Source organism: Opitutus sp., assembly GCA_024998815.1.
Lineage (GTDB): Bacteria > Verrucomicrobiota > Verrucomicrobiia > Opitutales > Opitutaceae > Rariglobus.
Genome location: JACEUQ010000002.1, coordinates 41,957 through 66,561, shown reverse-complemented (window position 1 = coordinate 66,561; position 24,605 = coordinate 41,957). Strand labels below are relative to the sequence as shown.

Genomic DNA, 24,605 nt, shown 5'->3' with positions numbered 1-24,605 from the left:
CTCCGGCTCACGCTGGGCGGGCTTTTTTTGCTGCGTTGCGAGCAGCGTTCCAACCCCGGCGTTGCTTCAATCGGGCGAATCGGCTCCGTTGGGATCCGGCCAACATTTTTCATGAATAAACTTTTCGTTTCTTTGCTGTGGGTGGTGTGTGCGTTTGTTCCTGTTGGGCTCGCCGAGGAGTTCAACGGCACGATGCAGTGGTCGGCGCGTATCGAGTTCCTAGACCCACAGATGGATATGGTTCAGTCGGCGATGAAAAACCCCGAGGTGCTCGCCATGTTGCTGCAAAATCCGCAGCTGCGCGGGATGCTCGAAAGCAAGCTGGGCCCCTTGAACGCCAACAGTGGTGCAACGAGTCTTTTTCCCACGGGGGGCACTTTATTCATCAAGGGCCAGCGGGCATTAGTAAAAACTGAGGGCGGTCTGGTTTCACGGGAAGTGTTGTCCATGGGCGATCAACGCACGGCTTATTCGCTCAATCGTCCTGCTCGTACTTACCAAAAAATAGCCGACTCGGCTGCGTCTGGAGCGGGTGCCGCCGTTAAGACCAAGGTTACCCGCACGAAGGACACCGCCGTGATCTTGGGCTATGCTTGTAATCGCTTCCTCGTTGAAGCCGATGACGCCGGAGCCAAGTCCCATTTCTCGGTGTGGACCACCACCGCGATTAAGGGCTTGGACGCCGCAGCGCTCAAGCGCCTGAGTTGGGGGCAAGCGGGCGCACCTGACTTTCTGGGTAAAATCGAAGGTGTGCCGCTGAAGATCGACGCGGTCACCCCTGATGCGAAAGTCGGCTTGGTTGCGACGAGGATCACGGTGGGGCCGGTGGAAGGCGCATTATTCGTCTTGCCTGCTGCGTTTAAGCAGGTGGCGTCTGATTAGGCCAATGGCCCCGATTGGGAATGGCCTGTTTTATTGCAAAAGACGCCGACTTACGAGGGGGCGCACAGCGTTGGGGATTACCGCTTCGCTGCGCGTTCTCTCTGCCTCAACCTAGTGGGCGTGCGCGGCGCCGTGAGCAGGGTGGGCCGGTGCTTCGTTGGCGGAATGAGCAGCTTGGGAAGGGGCCAGTTCAGGCAAAATCTCCACGCGGCCCGAATCTAGATCGTAGCGCGCGGCCACTACCTTGACCTTCCCGGTCTTGACTGCCTCGGCGATGATCGGGCCGCAGGTGCGCAAGGCGGCGGCGGTCATTTGGGCATGGGCTATTACGGCATTGTTCACCTTATCTCCGTCTTGCTCGCTTGTGGCTTTTACGGCCGGGGTAATACTTGCGACGATTTCGGCGATATGGCCTGGCGCATGGCCTCCCGCCACCGCTGCCGCCACCGCTCCGCAGCGCTCATGTCCGATGACCATGATCAGGGGAACGTTCAGGTGGTCGACTGCATACTCCATGCTGCCGATCACATGGTCATCGAGCACATTACCCGCGTTGCGAATTACGAATAAATCGCCGAGGCCCTGGTCGAAATAAATTTCTGGAGACAGGCGTGAATCAGCGCAGGTGAGTACGATTGCAAAGGGTTCTTGTTTACCAGCGATTTCCTTGCGGCGTGACAGGGTCTGGTCGGGGTGCCGTGCGCGGTCGCCCTCAAACCGCGAATTGCCCGCCATCAATAGTTCTAAAGATCCCTCTGCACGTGAGTTTTTCGGCGTCTGGTTCTTGGGGCCAGCGTTTAGGCTGAGCTGGGGCAGGCAAAGCAGGGCCATTAAGGCCACGCGAAATGGGGTTGAGCGAATAAGGCAGCGGTGGAGCATGGGAGCGAACTTTTGAAGTGGTTGGGTCGGCGCGCAGAGGAATGGGCGCCACTGTTCTAGCTGGCTCTGTTATGATCGGCTCAACGGGGTGAATCTTAAGCGGTAATCTTTTCGGGCAAGCGTTCCCGTAGCTTATAATTTCCTTGGGCTTTTGCGGCGAATTTTGTGCGGGGATAGGCGGCAAATGGGCACAAAAAAGCCCGCCGGTAAGGGCGGGCTTTTAAAGTGAAGGTGCTTGGGGCTTACTTGGCCTTAACGGAACCACGCTTGAACTTGTTGGTGAACTTCTCGACACGGCCGGCGGTGTCCACGATGCGCTTCTCGCCGGTGTAGGCGGGGTGCGAATCAGAAGTCACATCGCGCAAGACGATGAAGAATTCGACACCATCGATGACTTCCTTACGGGCGGACTTCATCGTGGACTTGGTTTGGAAGCGCTTGCCGCTCGAAACATCGAGGTAGCAAACGTTATTGAGGACGGGATGGCCTTCGGCTTTCACGGTATTAAATAGGGGGTTGGATTAACCTTGGCGGGCCTTGTAGCGAGGCTCGACCTTGTTGATGACGTAGATGCGGCCTTTGCGGCGGACGACTTGGCAAGCAGGGTGACGCTTCTTCGCGGATTTGATGGAGGAAACAACTTTCATAAAGGTTCGAAAACACTGCTGGCACGCGCCACTGTCAACGGAATTTTTGGGGGATTTTTACTCAATTCACGCTGGGGTCATCGGGTTCGTCGGCGAGCAGCTTCCACTCATCGTCGATCTGCGCGAGCAGGTCGCGCCAGAGTTGTTCATCGGGTGAATCTTCCAGCAGGTCGGCCACCAATGGGCTTACCACCCAAGTGTCCCGCTCCAGCTCTTCCTCGACTTGTCCGGCGGTCCAACCTGCATAACCGAGGAACGCGCGCATGTGCACACCCTCCTCGTTGACCAGTTCCTCCGCTCGCTGCGGGTCAATGCCGAACATGAGTTGAAATCCATCGCCCTCGGGATTGGGCCGCCACACGCATAAAATCACCTGGGTCGGCTCCACGGGACCGCCAGCGAAGAGCGGCACTTGTGCCAAACCGCTCATGCCGAACTCGGTGTTGAGTTCACCGAGGCATTGGTCGAGAGGGCGGTTCAACACCACGCCCATCGCCCCCTCGCTGTCATGGGAGGCGATGAGGATGACGGAGTGCTTGAAGTTGTCGTCGCGCAGAGAGGGATGCGCCAAGAGCAATGATCCACCCAGTTCGGACGAAGATTGGGGATTACGAGCGGTCATCGGTAATTAAATAGCTCAGTTGCAGGCTCAAAGTTTCAACACCGTCACGTTGGCGTCCGCTAACAGCGGGCCGACCAATGGGTCGTTGTTGTAATCCTCGCGGTAGCGGATCTCCGAGATGCCGGAGGCGGCGAGGATTTTGGCGCAGTTAATGCAGGGGAAATGGGTGACGTAGGCGATGCTGCCTTCGACCGAACTGCCGCGGCGGGCGGCGTCGGCAATGGCGTTTTGCTCGGCGTGCACGGTGGCTTGCTCGCGTCCCTCGCGCAGGCGCGAAAGGTGCGGGGTGCCTGGCAGAAAGCCGTTGTAGCCGGCGGCGATGAGGCGGTTTTGGCGTTCGCCGCCGCTCACGATGACGCAGCCCACATGGAGCCGTTCGCACGGGGAGCGCGTCGAGATGAGCACGGCGGTGGCCATGAAATAATCATCCCACGAGGGGCGCTCGGTGAATTGTCGGGTGGCTTGGGCGATTAGATCAACCGCGGAGCACGTTTCGCTCATAGGCCCAAGCGGTAGCCCGCGTTTTGAAAATTGCCACCCTGAATCCGCAGCCCCATCAACCCGCCATGCCTACTCTGCAAGACCTCGTGACCTATTGCGACGAACGGACCCGGCGCTCCGCCTATAAGGATGCGCCCGGCGCCTTTAATGGCCTCCAGTTGGCCAATCGCGGGCGTGTCACCAAGATCGGCGCGGCTGTCGATTCCGGCGTGGATCCCTTCCGGCAGGCGGTCGCCGCCGGAGTGGATTTTCTCATCGTGCACCACGGCATGTATTGGGACATGCCCCGGCCGCTCACCGGCCCGGCCTACGAACGCGTTGCCACGCTCATCGGCGGCGACTGCGCGCTTTATAGTAATCACCTCCCGCTCGACGGGCATGCTCAACTGGGCAACAACGCCCTGCTCGCCCGCCAGCTCGGGCTTGTGCCTGAGCGCCCCTTCCTGGTGCGCGACGGTGAAGCCATCGGGCGTATCGCGCCCTACGCGGGCTCGCGTTCGGCCCTGCGTGCGCAACTCGAAAGCCTCTACGCTCGCGTCATTGCGATTGAATACGGCTCCACTGAGCCCGCCGCCGTGGCCTTTTGCAGCGGTAGTGGTAACAGCGCCGTCCCCGAGTTACTGCCAGCCGGCGTTGATACGCTCGTCACCGGCGAATTACGCGAGGAGTGGTTCAATACCGCCCAGGAACAGAAGCTGAATCTGTACCTGTGCGGCCACTACGCCACTGAGGTTCACGGCGTAAAAGCGCTTGCCGCCGAATTGGCTGCCAAGTTCGACCTGCCCTGGGAATTCATTGCCACCGACAATCCGCTCTGAGGCGTCACCTCAGCGCTTCCGCCCCGCTCTCATGGCTCATCACGACGACCTCCGGCGACTGGAACCCGAGTTGCTCGATTCGCTTCCGCCGGATCACCCCGACGCGCTGCAAAGTCGGCGCGACCTGCGGGTGATCAACCGACTGATGCGCAACGCGCGCTGGTTCCGTTCGACCTTGGCCAAGCACCTGCAGCCCGACGAACGTGTGCTCGAACTCGGTGCCGGCACGGGCGAATTAGCCCGTTTCCTGCGTCCGGTAGCTCCGTTGATCGACAGCATCGACCGCGTACCCGCGCCACCGATCTGGCCATCTCAGGCCCGCTGGCATCAGGCCGATATCGAGCACTTTAGTGGCTGGGGTGACTATCCCGTCGTGATCGGCAACCTCATCCTCCATCACTTTAGCGACGATGCCCTTCGTAAACTCGGCTCGGCGCTCCAGCCGAACGCCCGACAGCTGATTTTTAGCGAGCCTACGCGTAAACGCTTCAACCAACACTTCTGGCGGATCGCCGCGCCGCTAGCCGGTGCGAATCGAGTTACCCGCCACGACGGTTACGTGAGCATCGCCGCCGGCTTTCGTGGCGACGAACTACCTCACGCGCTCGGCCTTGATCCCGCGCTCTGGCAGTGGCGGGTAACGACCACGCTGTTGGGCGCCTACCGGTTAATCGCCCAACGCCGTTCCTGATGTCGGCGTCACCACAGCCGATTCATATCGCCGGCGGCGGCTTGGCCGGCCTTTCGCTCGGCCTCGCCCTGCGGCGTAACGGCATTCCGGTTACAATTTTTGAGGCGGGCGTTTATCCCCGACACCGCGTTTGCGGTGAATTTATTACCGGATTGTCTGCCGGCACCATCGACCGCTTGGGGCTGTCGCCCTTTCTAAGCGACGCCCAAGCGTACCGTGAGGTGGCGTGGTTTTGGCACGGGCAAGCGCTGCGTCGCCAGACGTTGCCCTCACCGGCCTTGGGCCTGAGCCGCTTTGCACTCGATCAGCGGCTCGCCGCAGCCTTCACCAGCGCCGGGGGCGACCTACGCACGCGCAACCGCGTTGACCTCGATGACGCACCCGCTGGGCGCGTCTTTGCCACCGGTCGCCGTCCAGCCCTTCCGGAGTGGATCGGCTTAAAATGTCACGCCCTCAAGCTGCCCCTCGCGTCCGAGCTGGAACTGCACCTCGGTGACCACGCCTATGTGGGGCTCTGTGCGGTCGAGGACGGGCGCGTGAACGTCTCAGGTCTTTTCCGTCTGCGTGGCGGCCTCGAGCTTTCCCGTGAACTCGCTTTATCCGCCTACCTGCGCGCGAGCGGACTCGTCGACCTCGCTGATCGGCTCGCCAACGTCGCGATCGATCCAGCTTCGTATTCCGCCGTTGCCGGTCTCGGTTTTTCGAAACCCTACACTCGGCCCGATCGCCTGGTGATCGGCGACACCTACGCGATGATTCCGCCTTTCACCGGACACGGAATGGCCATGGCGTTTCAAAGCGCCGAGCAGGCGCTGGACCCGCTGATTTCCTGGTCGCGGGGCGAGTCGTCATGGGATGAGACGATCACCACGGTCCAGCAGCGGCTCCGGCATCTTTTTCGGGTTCGGTTGTCGGTCGCCTCGTCGCTCCACCCGTTTCTGGTCGCTCCCAGCGGCCAGCGCACACTAGCACTCGCCAGCCGCCTCGGCGTGTTACCGCTTCGCCCGCTTTATCAACTCACTCACTAAACGCTCCGCTTTCCGCGCATGTATCTCCAAGCCCTCGCCACCGCCGTGCCAACCACCTCCCTGACGCAACCGGAGTGTTGGGAACTCCTGGCGCAGTCCAACGCCCGCAAGCGGCTCTCGGAGCGTTCGCAGCAGATGCTCGAAGCGGTGCTCACCGGTGACAGCGGCATCGACCGGCGGCACTTCTCGGCGACCGACCTCGATGCGATTTTCGACAACACGCCAGACCAGCTTAACGCCGCCTTTCGAGAAGCCGCGCCCCGCTTGGCCGGTCAAGCGCTCACGACCGCTCTGGAGCAAGCCGGCCTGCGCGCGAGCGAACTCGACGCGCTGCTCATTTGCACCTGCACCGGCTACCTGTGCCCCGGCGTTTCCAGTTATGTGGCCGAGCAACTTGGCCTGCGTCCCAACGCCTTTCTTCAAGATATCGTCGGCCTGGGGTGCGGGGCGGCCGTCCCCACCTTGCGCGCCGTCAACGCCGTGCTGGCCGCCCAACCGGGTGCCACCGTGGCCTGCGTGGCGGTTGAGATCTGCTCGGCGGCTTTCTTCATCGACGACGACCCCGGAGTACTGATTAGCGCGTGTCTCTTCAGTGATGGCGCGGCGGCAAGTATCTGGCGCGCGAAACCCAAGGCCGGCTCGGCTGCGGTACGTTGCCACGGTTTTAACACCCTTCATCGACCCCAGGACCGCGACAAACTCCGCTTCGAGACCCGCGATGGTAAGCTGCGCAACCTCCTTCACAAAAGCGTGCCCGCTCTCGCGGCGGACGCGGTCTCGCACCTGCTCGCCGACGAGCCGTTTGGCACTCCACCACCCACCCAAATCATCGCCCATCCCGGCGGCCGCGAGGTGATCAAAGCGATTGAATCGGTGCTGCCCGCATATCCGCTCGACGCTACTCGGCGCGTGCTACGCAACCACGGCAACATGAGCAGCCCCTCGGTGCTCTTCGCTTTGGCCGAGGCGTTGCGCGTTGGCCGACCCGAACCTGAGCGCCACTGGTGGCTGGTCAGCTTCGGTGCCGGCTTCAGTGCTCACGGCTGCCGAATCACCGGCGCGTGAAAGAAGGCGTGACGCCGTCACGCGTTGTCTATTAGTGCCTTGGGTCTACCGATGAAAACCATCGCCATTCTCAACGGCCCCAATCTCGACCGCCTCGGCAAACGTGAACCCGAGATCTACGGCCACACGACCCTTGCCGACTTGGAGGCGTCCCTGCGCGCCGAGTTCTCGGGCGTGGCCAAGCTCGACTTTTTCCAGTCCAACCACGAGGGCGCGCTCATCGATAAAATTGGGGCGCTCGCCGATGCGAAGCTCGATGGTATCGTCATCAACGGCGCCGCTCTCACGCACACCAGTGTTGCCCTGCGCGATGCCTTGGCCGGCGCGCACATTCCCGCCGTGGAAGTGCACATCTCCAATATCTACAAACGCGAAGAGTTTCGGCACACCTCGTTGACTGCGCCGATCGCCTTGGCGGTCATCAGCGGGCTCGGGCTTGAGGGCTATTTCGCCGCCGTGCGGTTTTTGCTGAAACGGTGAGCACCCCGGCCCCCGACGAGTTACGGTGGTTTGTTTGCCACACCAAGCCGCGCTGCGAAAAGAAACTCGCCGCGTTGCTGGTGGCTGAAAAAATCGAGCACTACCTGCCGACCACGGAGAGTGTTAAAAACTACGGCCCGCGAACCAAGCGCTTCACCAAGCCGCTTTTCCCTGGCTATGTTTTTGCCCAAGTCGTTCTGGAAAACAAAGCCCGTATTTATCAGCAGGACTTGCTCGCCCGAGTGATTCCCGTGGGTAACGAGTCACAGTTTCTGCGCCAAATGGCCGATGTGCGTGCGATGGTGGCTTCGGGCTTCGAAATCAGCCTGCGCCCCGTTATGGAGCGCGGGACCCGCGTCAAGGTGGTCAGTGGCCCGTTGTGGGGCCTGGAAGGCGTGGTCGATGACCCTGCGAGCCCCAAGGGCATCATCGTGGCGGTGGACGTTCTCCAGCAGGGCCTGCACGTGTGCATCGCGGCGGATTGCCTCGAAATCCTCGCTTAGTTTTCCCCTCTTACGCTTTGATCGTTCAAGTTTTGGGTCACGGCAGAATGGCACTTAGTTAAGGGGTGTGATCGTCATTTTTCGGTTAAGGCGCCCCTTCAGGGCTTGCGTCCTTACCCATTGATTCCTAGGGCGTTGCCCTAGGCTGCGTTAGAATGCCCCGTTGGGGCGCTCCGGCCTAACTAAGTGCCATTCGGGTCACGGCATCCTTGAGCTCACGCTCAAGTCTGGAGTTTGGCCTCTGACTAGTTGGCCCGGAGAAGGCCGTAGAGATAAATGGGGCGTCGGGCCCATGGGAAAAAGCGTGGCCATGAACGATGGTGTCGGACCATGAGCACCACCACCAAAGTTCAGCGCATCATCCGCAAAAACAGTGAGCAGTGGTATGTGACATTACCCGCTTCCATCGCCCAGACGATGGGGTTCGCCAAGTCGGAGGCCGTCGAGTGGACCGTCACCGACGCGCATCATTTGGTCCTCTCACGCAGTCTGGTCGCGCCCGTTATGCCGGTCACGCCCGAGCTGGTGGACGTAGGCGTTAAAAAAAAGTCCAGTTGGGTTTATCCGATCGGCTGGGACGACTTATGAAACGGGCTTGTGCTGCGGCTTGCGCCGCCCCCGAGTGCGCCCGGAGACTGCAGGGGCATCTCATGGCGGCACTGGTTTCACCGTGCCGGGGGACTCTTACCAACCTGATTTGTCTGTGCGGGCGTGCCCAGCAGGACTGGACGGCCGACTACCGGTTGTATTCGCGTGACCGGGTGAAGCCGGCGGGGCTTTTCCGCACGGTCCTCCATGAGCTTGAGGTAAACCTGCCGGCGCTTACCCCGTTGGTGGCCGCCATCGATGACACCCTGGTACGCAAAACCGGGGTCAAGATCGACGGCGTCGGCTGGAAACGCGATCCGCTCGGCCCCGCGTTCCAAACCAACCTGGTGCGCGGCCAGCGCTATGTGCAACTCTCTGCGGCCTGGCCTGGTTCCGACGGACACGCCCGGATGATTCCGGTGGATTTCACCCACGCGCCGACGCCGCCAAAGCCGGGTAAAAAAGCCACTACCGACGAGGTTCAGCAGTACACGGAGAAGAAAAAACAGCAGCGGCTTAATGTCGTCGCGCTCGCCCGCATCCAGCAGCTTCGCCAGGCGCTGCCAGACACGCGCAAACTGGTGGTCGCCGGCGATGGCAGTTACACCAATGCGGTCGTACTCAAGGGCCTGCCCGCCAAGACCGTTTATATCGGCCGGATCCGCCGGGACGCCGTGCTCAACGCCCTGCCTGGACCACCCGCGGCCACCGGTCGCCCGCCGGTCTATGGCGCGCCGGTCCAGACCCCGGAAGAGCTGCGCACCGACGACACCGTGGCCTGGCAAAGCGTCGAGGCTTATGCGGCCGGAAAAAAGCACACCTTTAAAATCAAGACCCTCGGGCCGGTGCTGTGGCGTAAAGCCGGGGCGACGCTCCCGTTGCAAGTCATGGTGATCGCCCCGGTGGGCTACCGATTGCGCGCAGGCTCGAAGCTGCTCTATCGCCAGCCTGCCTTCTTGGTTTGCACCGACCCGGATATGCCCGTGGGTGACCAACTCCAGTATTACCTCTGGCGTTGGGTCATCGAGGGAAACTTCCGGGATGAGAAAACCCTGATCGGCACCGGCCAGGCACAACTGCGCACCGCCGCCTCCAACCGCAACCAACCCGCCGCCACCGTCGCCGCCTATGCGCTGTTGTTAATCGCCGCCCTGCTCTTCGGCGATCCTGCGGGGCAAACCCCTGATCCGCCGCCGCATCTTCGCCCGCCCAAATGGCGCACGCACTCTTCGGGCGCCTCGCCTGCGACCAGTTCCACGGGGGACCTCTTGCGCACCCTGCGCAGCGAATGCTGGGCCGACCAGATCGCCCCAGAGAGTTTCTCCGACTTCACGTCGACCGACCCTCCCTCCACGAACTCATCAAAAGCGCCACCCTTCTTGGCTGAAGCACTCTTCCGCGCTGCGTAACCGGGCCTCCGGCCGCTTCGCATCCACCTGCTTTTGGGGCCAAACTCCAGCCTTGAGCTCACGCTCAAGTCCGCACTCTTGGGGGATAATTTCCTTGTGGCCTTGAGCGTGAGCTCAGGGTGTTTGCCTAAAGCTCTACGTTCACCAGAGAACCGTTTTAGTTAAGCTCAGCGTGAACGAGAGCGATATTACGCTTTGAGCGATTTTTTCGGCGCGCGGGCAACTTTGTTGAACTTCACCCGAAACAGGTCTTCGAGCGTGTCACGGATGTCGGCAGGGATTTGGTTAATCAGATCGTCGAGCGGAGGCAGGTTGCGCTTTTCCGCCGCCGCCTCGGCCAACGCTTCAGCGGCTTCCCGCGCCGCTTTCGAGGATAACGTCTCGCCGCGCTGAGTCGCCTCGGCGCGCATGCCCGACTCGGCAACTTCGTCCGGCCACTTCGGGCCGTCATCGTCGGTTGGCGGCATGGCGGAACCCATGTCGTCGGCTCGGCCGCGCTCTGGATCGCTCGCTACGGGTGTAACCTCGACTCCGGGGAGCGTGACCTGACCGGCCTCGCCGGCGTCTTCATCCGGTGCGTCGGCTTCGGGTTCCTCTGCGCTGACGATCAATGGCTGGGCCGCCTTGGATACCTCGATTGCGAGGATCAGCCGCGACTCCAACCGATTAATCAGACCTTTTTTTTTTCGCTGTCGCCCGAGGCCGATTCCGCAATCGCGGATTCTTCGGCCAGGGCTGCGAGCTCTTTGATGAGCGAATCGATGGCGCGGGACCGGCTGGCCTCGACTGCCTTGAGCAGCGTGACCTCAAAATTGATTTTTTCCGCCAGTCCGAGTTTCACGCCGCCTTCGCCCTCGCGCAGGCCATCCAGCAGACGCGTGAGCTGCTCGGTGGTCATGGACACGCCGCCCAGCCGTTCGCTGCGCCCGCCCTTGGCGATGGCGTCGAGCAGGGCGTTGCGCACCAAGGCCTGCATATCGGTGAGCAGCCGGACCAAGTCGCGGCCGCTTTCATCGCACTCGTCGACGAGGGCGATGATCTTTTGGTGGTCGCCCGCAGCAACGGCACCGGCCAACGCGTTGATTTTCTCGCCTGAAACCAGGCCGTACACATCCAGCACGTCGGCTTCGGCGATGTCGGAGCCGCAGAACGAAATCATCTGGTCGAAGATCGACTGGGCATCGCGCATACCGCCGTCGGCCATACGGGCGATACAGGCCAGTGCTTCGGGGGTAACGTTGATCTTTTCCTCAACCGCGATGGTTTGCAGGCGTTGCACGATCAATTCGCTTGGGATCGGCTTGAGGTCGAAGCGCTGGCAGCGCGACAGGATCGTGGGCAGCACCTTTTGCACGTCGGTCGTGGCGAAGACGAACTTCACGTGCTCGGGCGGCTCTTCGAGGGTCTTCAACAGCGCGTTGAACGCCTGGTTGGAGAGCATGTGCACCTCGTCGATGATGTAGATTTTGTATTTCCCCTGGGTTGGGGCGTAGCGCACGTCGTCGCGCAACTCGCGGATTTGGTCGACGGAGTTGTTCGACGCACCGTCGATCTCGATCACGTCCATCGAGGTCCCATCGGTGATCGCCTGCACGGCCGGATCCTTGGGATCGAAGTCCGCCTTGGGACCGTCGGTGCAATTGAGCGCCTTGGCAAAAATACGCGCGGTGGAGGTTTTTCCGGTGCCACGCGGGCCGACGAACAGATAGGCGTGGGCGATGCGGTTACGCCCAATGGCGTTACGCAGGGTGCGCACGACATGATCCTGGCCGACAACGTCCTGGAACGTCTGCGGGCGCCACTTGCGGGCAATGACCTGATAGGCGGATGACACTGCTAGTTAGTTGCAGGATCCGCCCTGCCTATCGCAATCGAAAACACCGTGATCCGGGCAAAAAGTGAGCTGTGAGCTGTGAGCTATGAGCTATGAGCTATGAGCTATGAGCTGTGAGCTATGAGCTATGAGCTGTGAGCTATGAGCTATGAGCTGTGAGCTATGAGCTATGAGCTGTGAGCTATGAGCTATGAGCTGTGAGCTATGAGCTATGAGCTGTGAGCTATGAGCTGTGAGCTATGAGCTATGAGCTATGAGCTATGAGCTGTGAGCTATGAGCTATGAGCTGTGAGCTATGAGCTATGAGCTGTGAGCTATGAGCTATGAGCTGTGAGCTATGAGCTATGAGCTGTGAGCTATGAGCTATGAGCTATGAGCTACGCGCAGGGGCCTGTTGGTCGTACAGGCTGCGGTAGAGCGGGCTGGTGGCGTAAAGCTCGTCGTGGGGGCCATCGGCAACGATGCGGCCGTCCTCAAATACGAGAATGCGCGTGGCGTGGCGGATGGAGCTGAAGCGGTGCGCAATCATGAGCGTGGTGCGGCCCTTCGCGAGTTCTTGCAACGCGGCTTGGATCGACGCCTCGCTCTCGCTGTCGAGCGCGCTGGTGGCTTCGTCCAAAATGAGGATGGGTGCGTCCTTCAAAAAGGCGCGGGCGATGGCGACACGTTGGCGTTGGCCGCCGGAGAGACTGGAACCGCGCTCACCCATGGAGGTTTGCAGGCCTTGCGGAAGCGTGGCGATGAAGGCCCCGAGGTGGGCCTTTTCGGCGGCAGCCAACACCTCGGCGTCGCTCGCGCCAAGTCGGCCGGCGCGGATGTTGTCGGCGAGGGTAGCGTTGAACAAAACCGGCGATTGGGAGACGAGCGCGATGCGGTCGCGTAGCTCCTTTTTGGTGACGGCGCGCAGGTCCACGTCGTTAAAGGTGATCGAGCCGGCGGTGGGGTCGTAGAAACGCGGGATCAGGGCCGCGAAGGTGGATTTGCCGGCGCCGCTGGGGCCGACTAAGGCCACGGTCTCGCCGGGGCGGATGGTGAGGGTGATGTCGCGGAGGGCGGCCTGGCGTTGGGTGGACTGGTCGGCGGTGTCGTAGGCGAAGCCGACGCGTTCGAAACGCAGGGTGGGTGCGGCAGGCGGCAGCGCCACGGGTGAAACGGGGTCGGGCACGGTGTCGGTGGCGTGCAAGACGGCTTCGAGCCGCTCTAGGCTGACCTCGCCGTTTTTAAGGGCGGCGTTGAGGCTGCTGAGTTTTTTGATCGGCTCGTAGCACAGGTAAAGGGCAAGGCCGAGCGCGCTGAAGGTTCCAAATGTCATGCCGTTGCCCACGCTCACGTAGAGCGCGATTGCAAAGCCGAGCACGGAGATAAATTCGATCAGCGGGCTGGTGACCGCGTCGTATTTGACCGCCTTGATGCCGAGGCGGAAAATCTCACGGGTGAGCAGGTTGAAACGCGTGCGCTGCTGCGATTGAAGATTGTAGGCTTGGATCTCGGCGGGGGATTGCAGGGTTTCGTTGGTGATTGAGGCGAGTTCACCATTGTTTTCGGCGAGCTGGCGGGAGCGTTTTTTGATGCGCTTGGCCGCCATGCGGATCGGCAACACGCAAAGCGGCACGCTGATGAGCGCCACCAAAGCGAAGAGGGCGCTGCGTTCGGTGATGGCGAGGTAGAGCAGGGTGCCGATGGAGAACACCAAAGTGAGCGGCTGCTTCACAATCTCGGTGCTGACTTGCGTGATGCAGTTGTTCAGGCCCTGGGTGTCGCTCATGAGCCGTGACTGAAGGTCGCCGGACTTATGCTTTTGGTAAAAGGCGAGGGGGAGTTTTTGCAGGCGGTCGAAAACCTCCATGCGGAGGCTTTCCAGAATGATGTAGCCGCCGCGTGTGATGAGGTAGCGGTTCGCAAATGCGGCGGCGCCTCGGATGGCGAAGATCAAGGGCAGGCCCAGGCAGGCGGTGATCAAAAGTTTCCCTGCGTACTGTTCACCGAAAAAGTATTGCGACCATTTAACCACAAAGGGGGACGCCTCCTCGGGTTTGCCGAAAAAAATCGGCATGGTGGTTTTGAACATCACCGGCAGGCCCACGCCACTGCTAATCGAGTAGACCACGCCCGCCAGCAACCCGCCGAGAATGTCCCAGCGCGCTGGTCGTAGGTGGGGAAGTAGGCGGCGGATGCGCCCGAGCGCGGCGTTGGTGGGCTTGGCGTCCATGGCGTGAGGGTGAGAGGCGGGCGACGAAGAAAGAGGAGCTGACACGAGGGACGGGAGATTGGGTGACGTGCCGTCCGAGGCAAGCGCGAGCTATGCGCTGCGAAGCCGGACCGGGGACGCGCCGACGCGGGTTACCAGCACAGCGGCTACTTGCCTGCCTGAAGGATGTGGAAATTGGCCATCGAGATGCCGCTGAGCATCGCGCCGATAATCCCCAAAAAGCCCTGGTCGGTGCCCGCAAGGTAGAGGTTGTCCATCGGGGTGCGGCCGTCGCGGATCTTTTGCGGCGAGCCGTAGATCGCCCCGCCCATCCGACCCGTGAACTTGGTGATGGTGCGCGGGGTGAACATGTCCGTCGCCACCGTGGCGTGGGTGAGGGCGTCGGGTGTTGGCAGCGCGGGCAGAAAACGCTGGGCGCTCCGCTGGATGTCGGCATACCAGCGGGCCTTGGCTGCACGGTATTCGGCTTCGGGCAAGTTCACCCACTGCTCGTAGTTTGCCAGGCAGGTGCAGCGGAACAGGCCCTCGGGCAGGTGACTGTCGGCGCCGTAATCGAAGTTGTTGGGAATACAAATCACCCCGCTGCGCACATCCACGGCGGACGCACTGCGCTCGTACGTGAACTTTTCCGAGTCGTTAAAAAAGATGATCGTGTCGTCGCCCCAGCCCAGCGCCGCCGGCTCACGGTCGAGAACGGTGATGGTTTCCGTGTAACTGAGTGCGCCGGCGGGGTGGGGGTGCGGAGCTAGGAGCTCTGAGCTGTGAGCCCTGAGCTGGGAGCTTGGAGCGAGTAGCTGAGAGCTGAGGAGTAGCTCGGTTTCGGGTGCGCCGATGGTGCTGATAACGTGGGTGGCGGTCACCTCGGTGCCGTCATCCAACACAAGCGCGCGGGCCTGGCCGTCGCGGGTGATGATTTTTTGCACGCCGCATTTCATGCGCCGCTCGCCTCCCGACTGACGGTACTTGTCCAAAAGTACGCGCAGGATCACGCGCACCCCGTCCAGCGGGCGGGCAAAACCTTCGAGGAAGAGGGCCTTGAACATGATCACAAACTGGCCGAACTCCATGTCGTGCTCGGTGGCGCTGCCGTAATACATGACCGGACAAAACAGCATGTCTTCGAGCAGCGGGTCGCTGAGGTGGCGGCGAATGACGGCGCGGGCCGACTCGGGGACGGCGCCCAGGGAAACGTCGTCGTAGCTGCGGATCAGGCCAACCAGGCGGCGGAAGCCGTCGATTTGGGCGGGAAATTGGCGGGCGACTTCGCTTTCAAAAACGGTGAAATCGTTGGTGAAGGACAGCGACACGTCGCCCTGCGGTCCGAAGGCAACGCGGGAGCGCTTCTGCTCGCACAACGCGAACTCGTCGCGCTCGATGCGAAGTTGGCGCAGGAGCTTGGTGAGCGGTGTGCCTTTGACCCCGGCGCGCACGAAGTTGGTCATCGCGTGCAGCCCCACATCGTATTTGCGCCCGCCCAAGCTGTAGAAACTGTTGAGCCCACCCGTGGCGTTGTGGCGCTCGAAGATGCACACCTTTTTGCCGAAATGGGCGAGGCGAATGCCTGCCGCGAGTCCGGCCATGCCCGCGCCAATGATGACGACGTCGTAGTGGGTGGCGGTGTTCATTGGTTAAATAAAAAAGGCCTGACCGAGGTCAGGCCCTAAGTGAATGCTAAGAAGCGGGGCTTACTTGCCGAGAGCGGTGAACTTTGGCGTGAGGTAATCAGCGCAGCTGTCGAGCGAAGCCAGCTGGATGTAGTCGGCCTCGGGGACCTCGATATTGTGGCGCTTGCGCAGCTCCATCACGATGTCGAGGAAGTCCATCGAATCCAATTGCATCTGGTCGCGGAGGCGAACGTCGGACTTGAGATTGGAAATATCTTCGTCCGGCGCGATGTCGGCGATGATTTCGAGGACCACTTGTTTGGTTTCGTCTTTGGTCATTTTGAGGATGTAGAGGGCGCAGTTAGGGCACAAATCGCTTCACAATCAACGTGGAATTTATCCCCAGCATGCCGAAGGAGTTATTGAGGATGGTATCGACTTTACGGACCTTCTTCGGGTGGTTGAGCACCAGTCCGGGCAGGGCGCAATGGGGGTCAAGGTTGTCGACGTTGATGGTGGGGTGCACCACGAGATCATCGAAGGACGGCAGGTTGCCCGCCAGCTCCAGCGCACCGGCCGCGCCCATGCAGTGGCCGATGTAGCCCTTGGTGTTGTTAATGTAGGTATCGGGGCAGTTCTCGCCGAATACGGCGCGGATCGCCTCGCACTCTTGGATGTCGCCCAGCGGCGTGGCGGTGGCGTGGGTATTGACGATATGGATGTCCTGCGGGGTCATGCCAGCCGACTTGAGCGCCTTGCGCACGCACTCGGCCTGGCGACCGGGATTGGGCAGCACGTAATCGCTGGCGTCGGAGTTCACGCAGTAGCCGCCGATTTCGCCATAAATCTTGGCGCCACGGGCCAGCGCGTCGTCGAGCCGCTCGAGCGTGTACAACGCACCGCCCTCGGAGATAACGATGCCGTTGCGATCACGGTCAAAGGGGCGCGACGCCTTGAGCGGATCGGGGTGGGAGGCGAGGGCGTTTTGGGATTTGAAGCCAGCGTAGATGCCAAAGGTGTGGATCGACTCGCTCACGCCGCCGCAGATCGCCAGGTCGACTTCGCCTAGGCGCAGCATCTGGGTGGCGTGGATCAGGCCCATGTTGCCGGCGGCGCAGGCGGCACCGATCGTGTAAGCTGGGCCGGTGATGCCGAGGTTAAGCGAGATTTCGCCGGCCGGGTTGTTGGAGACGGTGCGCGGGTTGTGGTAATGCGACCAGTACTTTGTGTCGTAGTTGAACTTCGAAATCGCGTAGATTTCGTTCTCGGTTTCGACGTTACCGTGCTCGGTCGTGCCGACGTAGACACCGACGCGGTCCTTGGGGAAATTGGCGAAATCGAGTCCGCTGTTCGCCACCGCCTCGCGGGCGCAGTAAATCGAGATGGAGCCGGCCCGGGTGCCTACGCGCAGCTCTTTTTTGGTTTGGTATTTGAGGGCGTCGTAGTGGCAGACGCCGGCGAGCAATTCGCCCATGTAGCGAATCTCCTTTTTTTCGATCCCGCCCACCCCAGCGAGCAGGTTTTGGCGGAATTCGGTCAGCGTGTTGCCATTGGGTGCGGTCAGACCAACACCCGTGATGACGATGCGAGGGGTTTTAAGCGACATGGAGGAAAAACCGCTAGCCAACCCGTCCGTAACCGTAATACAAGCCTAGGCTCCAAATATGAACGTACTTGTCGTCGGAGGTGCAGGCTACATCGGTAGCCATTGTGTTCGTCAACTGATTGCCGCTGGGCACCGCCCAGTAGTTCTGGACAATCTTGTCTTCGGCCACCGCGCGGCCGTGGATTCCGAGGTGCCCTTCTACTCCGTGAATCTCGGCAACGAGAGCGAAGTGGGCAAAGTCCTGCGTAAGGAGAAAATCGACATCGTGATGCATTTCGCCGCCTACGCCTACGTGGGCGAGAGCGTCACTGATCCGCTCAAATACTATTTTAACAACGTCGCCGCCACGCTGCACCTGTTGCGCTGCATGATCGGTTCGGGCGTGAAGAAATTCGTCTTTTCCTCCACCTGCGCGACCTACGGCATCCCCGACAAAATGCCTCTGGTTGAGACGATGCCCCAGTCGCCAATTAACCCCTACGGACAGACCAAGCTCGACGTTGAAATTGCACTCAAGTCCTTCGCCTCGGCTTACGGCCTGAGCTTTGCGGCGTTCCGCTATTTCAATGCCGCCGGCGCGGCCGAGGACGGCTGGATCGGCGAGCAGCACAATCCCGAGACGCACCTGATCCCGTTGGTGATCGATGTCGCTATGGGCAAACGCGAGAATGTTCAGGTTTTCGGTACCGACTACCCGACGCCGGACGGCACCTGCTTGCGCGACTACGTGCATGTGGACGACCTGAGCCGCGCGCACATCGCCGTGTTCGACAAACTCCAAACCCCCGGCACCGCGCTGTTCTACAACCTCGGTACGGGCACGCCCACCTCGGTGCTGGAAGTGATTCACGCTGTTGAAAAGGTCACCGGCAAGAAGGTCCCCTACGTGACCTCGCCGCGCCGCGCCGGCGATCCGCCCGCGCTCTACGCCGACTCGACCAAGGCCAAGACCGAGCTCGGTTGGGAACCCAAGTACACGACCATCGAGCCGATCGTTGCCACGGCCTGGAAATGGCACTCGGAACACCCCAACGGGTTTAAGAAAAACTAAGTCACGCCGCAGAAACGCTGCAGAAAATAGCCGAAAAAGGCGCGACCCAGTCGGTCGCGCCTTTTTTATATCGAGTTACACGGGGAGCCTGCTTCGGCGGTCGGATTTTGCCGACCTCAGAATGGAGGGCGGGACAGACCCCATTTGATCAAAGTCCGTTTCACGATGCCGGGTTCCACGGGGCGCAGCGCGACGGGTAATTGCCCCACATTTCCGCGCCGAACTGCGGTCGCCAGAGGGGTTACGCCCTCGTAATTGCGCGTCGCTAGTAACGCGGGGGTGAGGATCGATGCCGGGATTTGGCCGAGGTGGCCCTCGTAGGCGGCCGCATGCAGCGGGGTGTCGCCGTGTTCATTGCGCGTGAGCAAAAGTTCGGCGGTGAGGATTCCCGCCGGGATACGGTCCAGTTGGCCGGTCTCGGCAACCGCATGCAGCACGCTGTATCCCGCTTTGCTTTTAAGTAACAAGTTGTTGGATATGAGCAGCTCCGGTGGGACCTGGCCGAGGTGGCCGGAGATGGCGGATGCATGCAACACGGTGTCGCCCGCCTTGGTGGTGCGCAGAAGGACCGAGGTGCCGAGCCAGGCGTTGGGGATTTGGCCCAGGTGGCCGTTGAGCGCGGCCACATGAAGGACGGTTTCGCCGCTCAGGTTGCGCTCGGCCAGCAGGCGCTCGCTGAGCAGGTTGGGCGGCAGGCGATCGAGTGCGCCGGTCTCGGCGGCTTCGTGCAAAAGGGTGTTACCCAAATCGGTGCGAATGAGCAGCAGCTCGTGGTTGATCGCACCCACCGCGGCGGGAACTTGGGCAAGGGTGCCGGCTGCGGCTGCGGTGTGAAGGGGGGTGTAGCCGGAGTTACTGCGCACCAGAAAGTGGCTGCGGCTGAGAAGGCCGGCGGGAAGCTGGCCAAAATGTCCGCCAAAAGCCAACTGATGCAGAGGGGTGTAGCCGGAGTCGTTTTTGAGGGAGAACAGCTCGGCGGTGAGCACCGCAGGGTTGAGGTCGCGCAGTCGGCCGTACTTGGCAGCGGTGTGCAAAACGGTGTTGCCAGAGGCGTTGCGCGCGGCGAGCTCGTCGGCTGTCAGTGCGCGGGCTTTGTCCTGGGAAAGGGAGCCTTCGCGGATGTTCGCGAGCAGCGCTTCGGTATCCATGCGAGCAGCGAAGCGGGCGCTGGGTTCACGCGCAAAACTTAAAATCGCCTGCGGCCATTTCAACCTAGGTCGTGCTCGTCGCTCACAGGCAAACGGAGCGCAGGTACCGTTTGTCGAGTGGCCCGCCCTAGCGTCGAGGTAAAACCTGGACGGATGGCCGTGGGATGGCGGAGGTTTATTCCAATAATCCGGACAGCGGCTGGTCTTTGATGGCAACGCCTTTGAGGTCGGCTGCCTTGATGGAATCGAGGGTGGTTAGGACGGTCTCCAGTTCTTGGGCGGAGCCCACTTTGCCGGTTAAATAGGCGAATTCTGCATCGGGGTTGGTCACGTGGAAGCCGCCCTCGGCTGTGAGGTGAACGGCTACGACACCCCGGTCGTCATCAGGGGAATCAAAATACCAGCCCTCTTGGCGGTCAAAGCCCGGCACGCCGCCAAACCGAGTGGTGGCCCACAGCACGGAGAGGTATTCTACGCCATCGACCTGGCTCAACTGGGGGTGTGTCCCGCGTTTTTCGACGAGCAGGAATTTGAGCGCGGCGTTGAGTAATGGGGAAACGGGCGTGGGCGTTTTCATGGTTGATGCAGTGGTGCGTAAGGACGGCGGAAGCGGCGAGAAAAATGACGCTTCGCGGGCCGTTCCCCAAGCGTCCCCTTTCTGGGTAGGGGGAGAAGAATGAAAAAGTGGCAAGCGGCCCAGTCGGTTGCGTCGGATCACGACGACCGCTTAGGGGTTTAGGTTTAACTAAAAGCGATAAGGCTCCTGACACGTCCCGTGGCAGAAGGCACAAAAAAGCCCCGCTAGACTTGGCCTAAGTCATTGCGGGGCAAACACTGGTGGTGGAAGCCGGAGTCGAACCAGCGAACGCGTGAGCGGGAGGATTTACAGTCCCCATCCTTTGGCCACTTGGATATTCCACCAAACAGAAAGGTCAAAAAGCCCGCTCCCTCCGTTAAGTTCAAGTCCCAATTTAGCTAATTTCACGCCCGCCGCGCGACTTGCTTCATTCGTCGCCTCGCACACCCTGTTCCCTAGCCGCCCGCTACTCCCTTCGCCCATGGATCCCGAGCTTTCACGCGTAGTCGAAACCAGCATCTTCCCCCATTTTTTAACGATGGGCGGGTTCCTGCTGGCGGTTTTCGCCATCGCGCGGCTGGTCGGTGAAAAACGTCCCCCCAGTAACACCCTCGCTTGGCTGTTGATAATCGGCCTAGTTCCCTATGTTGGCGTGCCGCTGTTTGTGCTCATTGGAGGGCGCAAGCTGCGCGAACTCAAGAAACGTAAACATCCCGTTGTCCTTAACTTGCCGGGCGTCCCGGATGTCGATCCCGCAATCGCCGCATCGCCCACCGCCCATACCCTGGCTTCCTTTGGCGCCGGTCGGCCCGCAGGTGGTAACTCGGTGCGGCTGATCACCACCGGCGAGCAGGCTTATGCCGAGCTCGAGGGCCTCATCCTGCGCGCCCAGCATTCCATCCATATCGCCACCTTTATTCTTAGTCGCGACGACACCGGGCGGCACTTGGTCAACCTGCTGGCCAAACGCGCCCGCGCGGGCGCCAAGGTGCGCTTGCAACTCGATGGCCTCGGTTGCCTGCTTTCCAGTTGGGGCTTCGTTGATCCGATCCGCCAGGCCGGTGGCGAGGTGGTGCGTTTTATGCCGGTGTTGCCGCTGTCGGGCCGCGGTTCGGCTAACTTGCGTAATCACCGTAAAATCGCCGTTTTTGACCAACACACCGCCATGGTCGGCGGCCACAACCTCGCCCACGAATACATGGGCGCTCACCCGTCGAAGAAACGCTGGTCCGATTTCGGCGCGATTATCATCGGGCCCGCCGCCGCCCTGCTCAACGAGGTGTTTTTAGCCGACTGGGCCTTTGCCAGCCGCCAGTCGTTCAAATCCCTGCACACCGAAATCGATCCGGCTGCGGTGCGTATTGAGGGTAACAGCGCCCTGCACGTGGTCGCCAGCGGCCCTGACGTCCATGGTGACCCGCTTTACGAGGGTCTGCTTTCCATGATCCAGGAGGCCGAGCAGAGCATCTGGATTATCACGCCGTATTTTATCCCTGACGAGGTGCTGTTGCGTTCGCTCATCGTCAAAGCGCGCGCCGGCAAGGACGTCACCCTGATCGTCCCCGCCACTTCGAACCACCCCATCACCGACTATGCCCGCCGCCATTATTTGCGCCAGTTGCGCAAGGCCGGCGCGCGCGTCCTGCTCCACCATAACGGCCACATGCTGCATTCGAAAGCCGTCATCGTCGACGACCGTATTGGCCTGCTCGGCTCGGCCAATTTCGACCTGCGCAGCCTCTTCGTTAATTTTGAGATCAGCGTTTTTCTTTATTCGGAGGCCGATGTGCGGGCGATGCGCGTCTGGGCCAATAAACTGCTGCACCACTGCAAGGAGCCGAAGCCCGAGGCTCCGGTCCGCAACCGCTTGTGGGGCAACTTGGCCGAGGATATCAGCCGATTGCTCGCCCCGCTTTTGTGACGGCCGGTGGTGGCCTGCAGTTGACGGGTAAGTCCCCACCTTGAGCTCACGCTCAAGGCCACACGGAATGGGTTAACGAAGAGCGTGGCCCTGAGCGTGAGCTCAGGGTTGATGGTTAAGTCCCCACCTTGAGCTCACGCTCAAGGCCACACGGAATGGGTTAACGAAGAGCGTGGCCCTGAGCGTGAGCTCAGGGTTGATGGGTAAGCCCCACCTTGAGCTCACGCTCAAGGCCACACGGAATGGGTTAACGAAGAGCGTGGCCCTGAGCGTGAGCTCAGGGTTGATGGGTAAGCCCCCACCTTGAGCTCACGCTCAAGGCCACACGGAATGGGTTAACGAAGAGCGTGGCCCTGAGCGTGAGCTCAGGGTTGATGGGTAAGCCCCCACCTTGAGCTCACGCTCAAGGCCACACGGAATGGGTTAACGAAGAGCGTGGCCCTGAGCGTGAGCTCAGGGTTGATGGGTAAGCCCCACCTTGAGCTCACGCTCAAGGCCACACGGAATGGGTTAACGAAGAGCGTGGCCCTGAGCGTGAGCTCAGGGTTGATGGTTAAGTCCCCACCTTGAGCTCACGCTCAAGGCCACACGGAATGGGTTAACGAAGAGCGTGGCCCTGAGCGTGAGCTCAGGGTTGATGGGTAAGCCCCACCTTGAGCTCACGCTCAAGGCCACACGGAATGGGTTAACGAAGAGCGTGGCCCTGAGCGTGAGCTCAGGGTTGATGGGTAAGCCCCCACCTTGAGCTCACGCTCAAGGCCACACGGAATGGGTTAACGAAGAGCGTGGCCCTGAGCGTGAGCTCAGGGTTGATGGGTAAGCCCCCACCTTGAGCTCACGCTCAAGGCCACACGGAATGGGTTAACGAAGAGCGTGGCCCTGAGCGTGAGCTCAGGGTTGATGGGGACACCTCATCGTGAACGCGGACCGAGACTTAGGCGGAGTAAGTCGACGCGAACCACGGGGTGTTCGCCGTCTTTTTCACCGAGCCGTTGGCCGCGAGGTGTTCGAGGACCTTGAACACCAACTCGGCGTTCACCGCGCTGCCGAGGGCGGCGGCGAGGGTGTCGGCGGTGAACGTCTGGCCAGCGTTGGCCTTGAGGTGAGCGGTGATTTGCAGCTTGAGCGTAATCACGCTGCCGGCGGCCTTCTTGCCCGCTTCGACGCCGGGTTGGTGGTAGGCGTTGATGCCAACCAGCGACGCATAGAAACCAACCACGCGCTCGTAGAGTCCGATCAGGATGCCGAGCGAACGAGGGGAAATGTCGGCCAGCGTGATGCTGATCGAGGTGCGGTTCTTTTCGCTGAGCGCGTCACGGGTACCGAGGTAAAAACCCTGGAGAAAATCGCCGGTGGTCACGCCGGGCTCGACGTCGAAGGAGGCGCCGTCGCGGTCCTTTAAAACTTCAATGAAGGTAACAAAGAAGTTGTTCACGCCTTCGCGCAGTTGTTGCACGTAGGCATGTTGGTCGGTCGAGCCCTTGTTGCCGTACACGGCGATGCCCTGATTGACGACGTTGCCCTTGAGGTCGAACTCCTTGCCGAGCGACTCCATGACGAGCTGCTGGAGGTAGCGGGAGAAGAGCAACAGGCGGTCCTTGTAGGGCAGCACGACCATGTCCTTGGTGCCTTTGCCATCGGTGGCGTAATACCACATGAGCGCCAGCAGCGCGGCGGGGTTTTCGCTGGTCTTGGTCGAGCGCGTGACCGCGTCGACAGCGGCGGCGCCGTCGAGGATCGCCTGGATATCGATGCCCTGGAGGGCGGCGGGCAACAGGCCGACGGCGGACAGTTCGCTGGTGCGGCCGCCGACCCAGTCCCACATGGGGAAACGGGCGAGCCAGTTCTGGGCGAGGGCGGTTTGCTCCAGCTTGGAGCCGGCACCGGTGACGGCGACGTAGTGCTTGGTGAAATCGAGGCCGGCGGCCTTGAAGGCCGCGGCGGCTTCGAGTTGGCCATTGCGGGTCTCGGCGGTGCCGCCCGACTTGGAGATGACCACCGCGATCGTCTCGGGGAGTTTGCCGGCCAAGGTACCGAGCACGTAGTCGATGCCGTCGGGGTCGGTGTTATCAAAAAAGGAGACGGCCAGCTTGTCGGCGCCGGGGCGACCGAGGGCGTGGTTGACGAGCTGCGGGCCGAGGGCGGAACCGCCGATGCCGATCACGAGCAGCTGGGTGAACGTCTTGCCGGTGGAGCCGAGGATTTTGCCCGCGTGCACATCGGCGGCGAAGGATTTGATGGCGGCGAGCGTGTCGCTGATTTCTTTGGCGAGTGCAGGCGTCGGGGCGAGCTGGGGAGCGCGCAGCCAGTAATGGCCGACCATGCGGTTTTCGTCGGGATTAGCGATGGCGCCCTTTTCCAGAGCTGCCATGTCGGCGTAGGCCTGCTGGATGGCGGGTTCTTTCGAGGCGAGAAAGCCGTCCGGGAAAGGAATGCGGCTGATGTCGAGCGCGAGACCGAGCTCGGAATTCTGGTAATAGTGAGTTTTGAAGCGGGACCAGTTCATAGGGGAGAAGTGGCTGACAATGCGGGAGTAGTCACT

General features: G+C 61.3%; 25 protein-coding genes and 1 tRNA gene. 11 read left to right on the top strand and 15 right to left on the bottom strand.

Translation table 11 applies throughout. The features are described from left to right. Positions 1–111: 111 nt before the first annotated feature. Positions 112–882, top strand: coding sequence for a hypothetical protein (locus H2170_08155; protein ID MCS6300063.1), 771 nt, complete (start codon positions 112–114; stop codon positions 880–882). A 111-nt stretch (positions 883–993) separates the two neighbouring features. Here H2170_08155 and H2170_08150 read toward each other — a convergent pair whose 3' ends face one another. The 5 genes from H2170_08150 to H2170_08130 all read right to left on the bottom strand — a co-directional run bounded on the left by H2170_08150 (position 994) and on the right by H2170_08130 (position 3,531). Then, entirely contained in the window at positions 994–1,761 is a 768-nt protein-coding gene (locus H2170_08150) for a carbonic anhydrase (protein ID MCS6300062.1), read from the bottom strand. A 242-nt stretch (positions 1,762–2,003) separates the two neighbouring features. Continuing rightward, entirely contained in the window at positions 2,004–2,261 is a 258-nt protein-coding gene (gene rpmE / locus H2170_08145) for a 50S ribosomal protein L31 (protein MCS6300061.1), read from the bottom strand. Positions 2,262–2,282: 21 nt separating this feature from the next. Further along, a complete protein-coding gene (gene rpmJ / locus H2170_08140) occupies positions 2,283–2,408 on the bottom strand; it encodes a 50S ribosomal protein L36 (protein ID MCS6300060.1) in 126 nt (41 codons plus the stop codon). Between the two features lie 61 nt (positions 2,409–2,469). After that, positions 2,470–3,030 (bottom strand): YqgE/AlgH family protein, encoded by a 561-nt coding sequence (locus H2170_08135; protein MCS6300059.1) that lies wholly within the window; start codon positions 3,028–3,030, stop codon positions 2,470–2,472. 27 nt (positions 3,031–3,057) lie between these two features. After that, positions 3,058–3,531 (bottom strand): cytidine/deoxycytidylate deaminase family protein, encoded by a 474-nt coding sequence (locus H2170_08130; protein MCS6300058.1) that lies wholly within the window; start codon positions 3,529–3,531, stop codon positions 3,058–3,060. Positions 3,532–3,596: 65 nt separating this feature from the next. On the opposite strand from H2170_08130, the gene H2170_08125 reads away from it, so the two are divergent. The 8 genes from H2170_08125 to H2170_08090 all read left to right on the top strand — a co-directional run bounded on the left by H2170_08125 (position 3,597) and on the right by H2170_08090 (position 10,113). After that, positions 3,597–4,349, top strand: a complete 753-nt coding sequence (locus tag H2170_08125) for a Nif3-like dinuclear metal center hexameric protein (protein ID MCS6300057.1) — start codon at positions 3,597–3,599, stop codon at positions 4,347–4,349. A 31-nt stretch (positions 4,350–4,380) separates the two neighbouring features. Continuing rightward, positions 4,381–5,040 (top strand): methyltransferase domain-containing protein, encoded by a 660-nt coding sequence (locus H2170_08120; GenBank protein ID MCS6300056.1) that lies wholly within the window; start codon positions 4,381–4,383, stop codon positions 5,038–5,040. Continuing rightward, positions 5,040–6,068: a hypothetical protein gene (locus H2170_08115; protein ID MCS6300055.1), complete on the top strand. Its 1,029-nt coding sequence runs from the start codon at positions 5,040–5,042 to the stop codon at positions 6,066–6,068. Before H2170_08120 ends, H2170_08115 begins: the two co-directional genes overlap by 1 nt. Before the next feature lie 18 nt (positions 6,069–6,086). After that, positions 6,087–7,133, top strand: a complete 1,047-nt coding sequence (locus tag H2170_08110) for a stilbene synthase (protein ID MCS6300054.1) — start codon at positions 6,087–6,089, stop codon at positions 7,131–7,133. A gap of 51 nt (positions 7,134–7,184) precedes the next feature. Beyond that, positions 7,185–7,613, top strand: a complete 429-nt coding sequence (gene aroQ / locus H2170_08105) for a type II 3-dehydroquinate dehydratase (GenBank protein ID MCS6300053.1) — start codon at positions 7,185–7,187, stop codon at positions 7,611–7,613. Continuing rightward, positions 7,610–8,116 (top strand): antitermination protein NusG, encoded by a 507-nt coding sequence (locus H2170_08100; GenBank protein MCS6300052.1) that lies wholly within the window; start codon positions 7,610–7,612, stop codon positions 8,114–8,116. Before aroQ ends, H2170_08100 begins: the two co-directional genes overlap by 4 nt. Before the next feature lie 330 nt (positions 8,117–8,446). Further along, on the top strand, positions 8,447–8,704 hold the full coding sequence (locus H2170_08095) for a hypothetical protein (protein ID MCS6300051.1): 258 nt from the start codon (positions 8,447–8,449) through the stop codon (positions 8,702–8,704). Between the two features lie 62 nt (positions 8,705–8,766). Further along, entirely contained in the window at positions 8,767–10,113 is a 1,347-nt protein-coding gene (locus H2170_08090; protein MCS6300050.1) for a transposase, read from the top strand. Positions 10,114–10,301: 188 nt separating this feature from the next. Here the strand turns inward: H2170_08090 and H2170_08085 are convergent, their stop codons facing one another. From H2170_08085 to H2170_08060, 6 genes are all read right to left on the bottom strand, one after another. Next, positions 10,302–10,775 (bottom strand): hypothetical protein, encoded by a 474-nt coding sequence (locus H2170_08085; protein MCS6300049.1) that lies wholly within the window; start codon positions 10,773–10,775, stop codon positions 10,302–10,304. Positions 10,776–10,783: 8 nt separating this feature from the next. After that, complete coding sequence (dnaX, locus tag H2170_08080; GenBank protein ID MCS6300048.1) at positions 10,784–11,947, bottom strand: DNA polymerase III subunit gamma/tau; 1,164 nt, start codon at positions 11,945–11,947, stop codon at positions 10,784–10,786. Between the two features lie 370 nt (positions 11,948–12,317). Beyond that, entirely contained in the window at positions 12,318–14,156 is a 1,839-nt protein-coding gene (locus H2170_08075; protein MCS6300047.1) for an ABC transporter ATP-binding protein, read from the bottom strand. A gap of 146 nt (positions 14,157–14,302) precedes the next feature. Beyond that, the gene (locus H2170_08070) at positions 14,303–15,781 is read right to left on the bottom strand and encodes an NAD(P)/FAD-dependent oxidoreductase (GenBank protein MCS6300046.1); all 1,479 of its coding nucleotides are present in this window, start codon (positions 15,779–15,781) and stop codon (positions 14,303–14,305) included. 60 nt (positions 15,782–15,841) lie between these two features. After that, positions 15,842–16,099: an acyl carrier protein gene (locus H2170_08065; GenBank protein MCS6300045.1), complete on the bottom strand. Its 258-nt coding sequence runs from the start codon at positions 16,097–16,099 to the stop codon at positions 15,842–15,844. 22 nt (positions 16,100–16,121) lie between these two features. Further along, a complete protein-coding gene (locus H2170_08060) occupies positions 16,122–17,366 on the bottom strand; it encodes a beta-ketoacyl-[acyl-carrier-protein] synthase family protein (protein MCS6300044.1) in 1,245 nt (414 codons plus the stop codon). A gap of 58 nt (positions 17,367–17,424) precedes the next feature. Here H2170_08060 and galE point away from each other — a divergent pair, with 58 nt between their 5' ends. Next, entirely contained in the window at positions 17,425–18,417 is a 993-nt protein-coding gene (gene galE, locus H2170_08055) for a UDP-glucose 4-epimerase GalE (GenBank protein ID MCS6300043.1), read from the top strand. A 116-nt stretch (positions 18,418–18,533) separates the two neighbouring features. On the opposite strand, the gene H2170_08050 is transcribed toward galE, so the two are convergent. From H2170_08050 to H2170_08040, 3 genes are all read right to left on the bottom strand, one after another. Then, complete coding sequence (locus H2170_08050; GenBank protein ID MCS6300042.1) at positions 18,534–19,628, bottom strand: ankyrin repeat domain-containing protein; 1,095 nt, start codon at positions 19,626–19,628, stop codon at positions 18,534–18,536. Between the two features lie 112 nt (positions 19,629–19,740). Then, positions 19,741–20,142, bottom strand: a complete 402-nt coding sequence (locus H2170_08045) for a hypothetical protein (protein MCS6300041.1) — start codon at positions 20,140–20,142, stop codon at positions 19,741–19,743. A gap of 258 nt (positions 20,143–20,400) precedes the next feature. Next, positions 20,401–20,486 (bottom strand) — tRNA-Tyr (locus H2170_08040). A gap of 137 nt (positions 20,487–20,623) precedes the next feature. Between H2170_08040 and H2170_08035 the strand changes: the two genes are divergently transcribed. After that, the gene (locus H2170_08035) at positions 20,624–22,063 is read left to right on the top strand and encodes a PLDc N-terminal domain-containing protein (protein ID MCS6300040.1); all 1,440 of its coding nucleotides are present in this window, start codon (positions 20,624–20,626) and stop codon (positions 22,061–22,063) included. A 934-nt stretch (positions 22,064–22,997) separates the two neighbouring features. Here H2170_08035 and H2170_08030 read toward each other — a convergent pair. Then, a complete protein-coding gene (locus tag H2170_08030) occupies positions 22,998–24,569 on the bottom strand; it encodes a glucose-6-phosphate isomerase (GenBank protein ID MCS6300039.1) in 1,572 nt (523 codons plus the stop codon). Between the last annotated feature and the right edge of the window lie 36 nt (positions 24,570–24,605).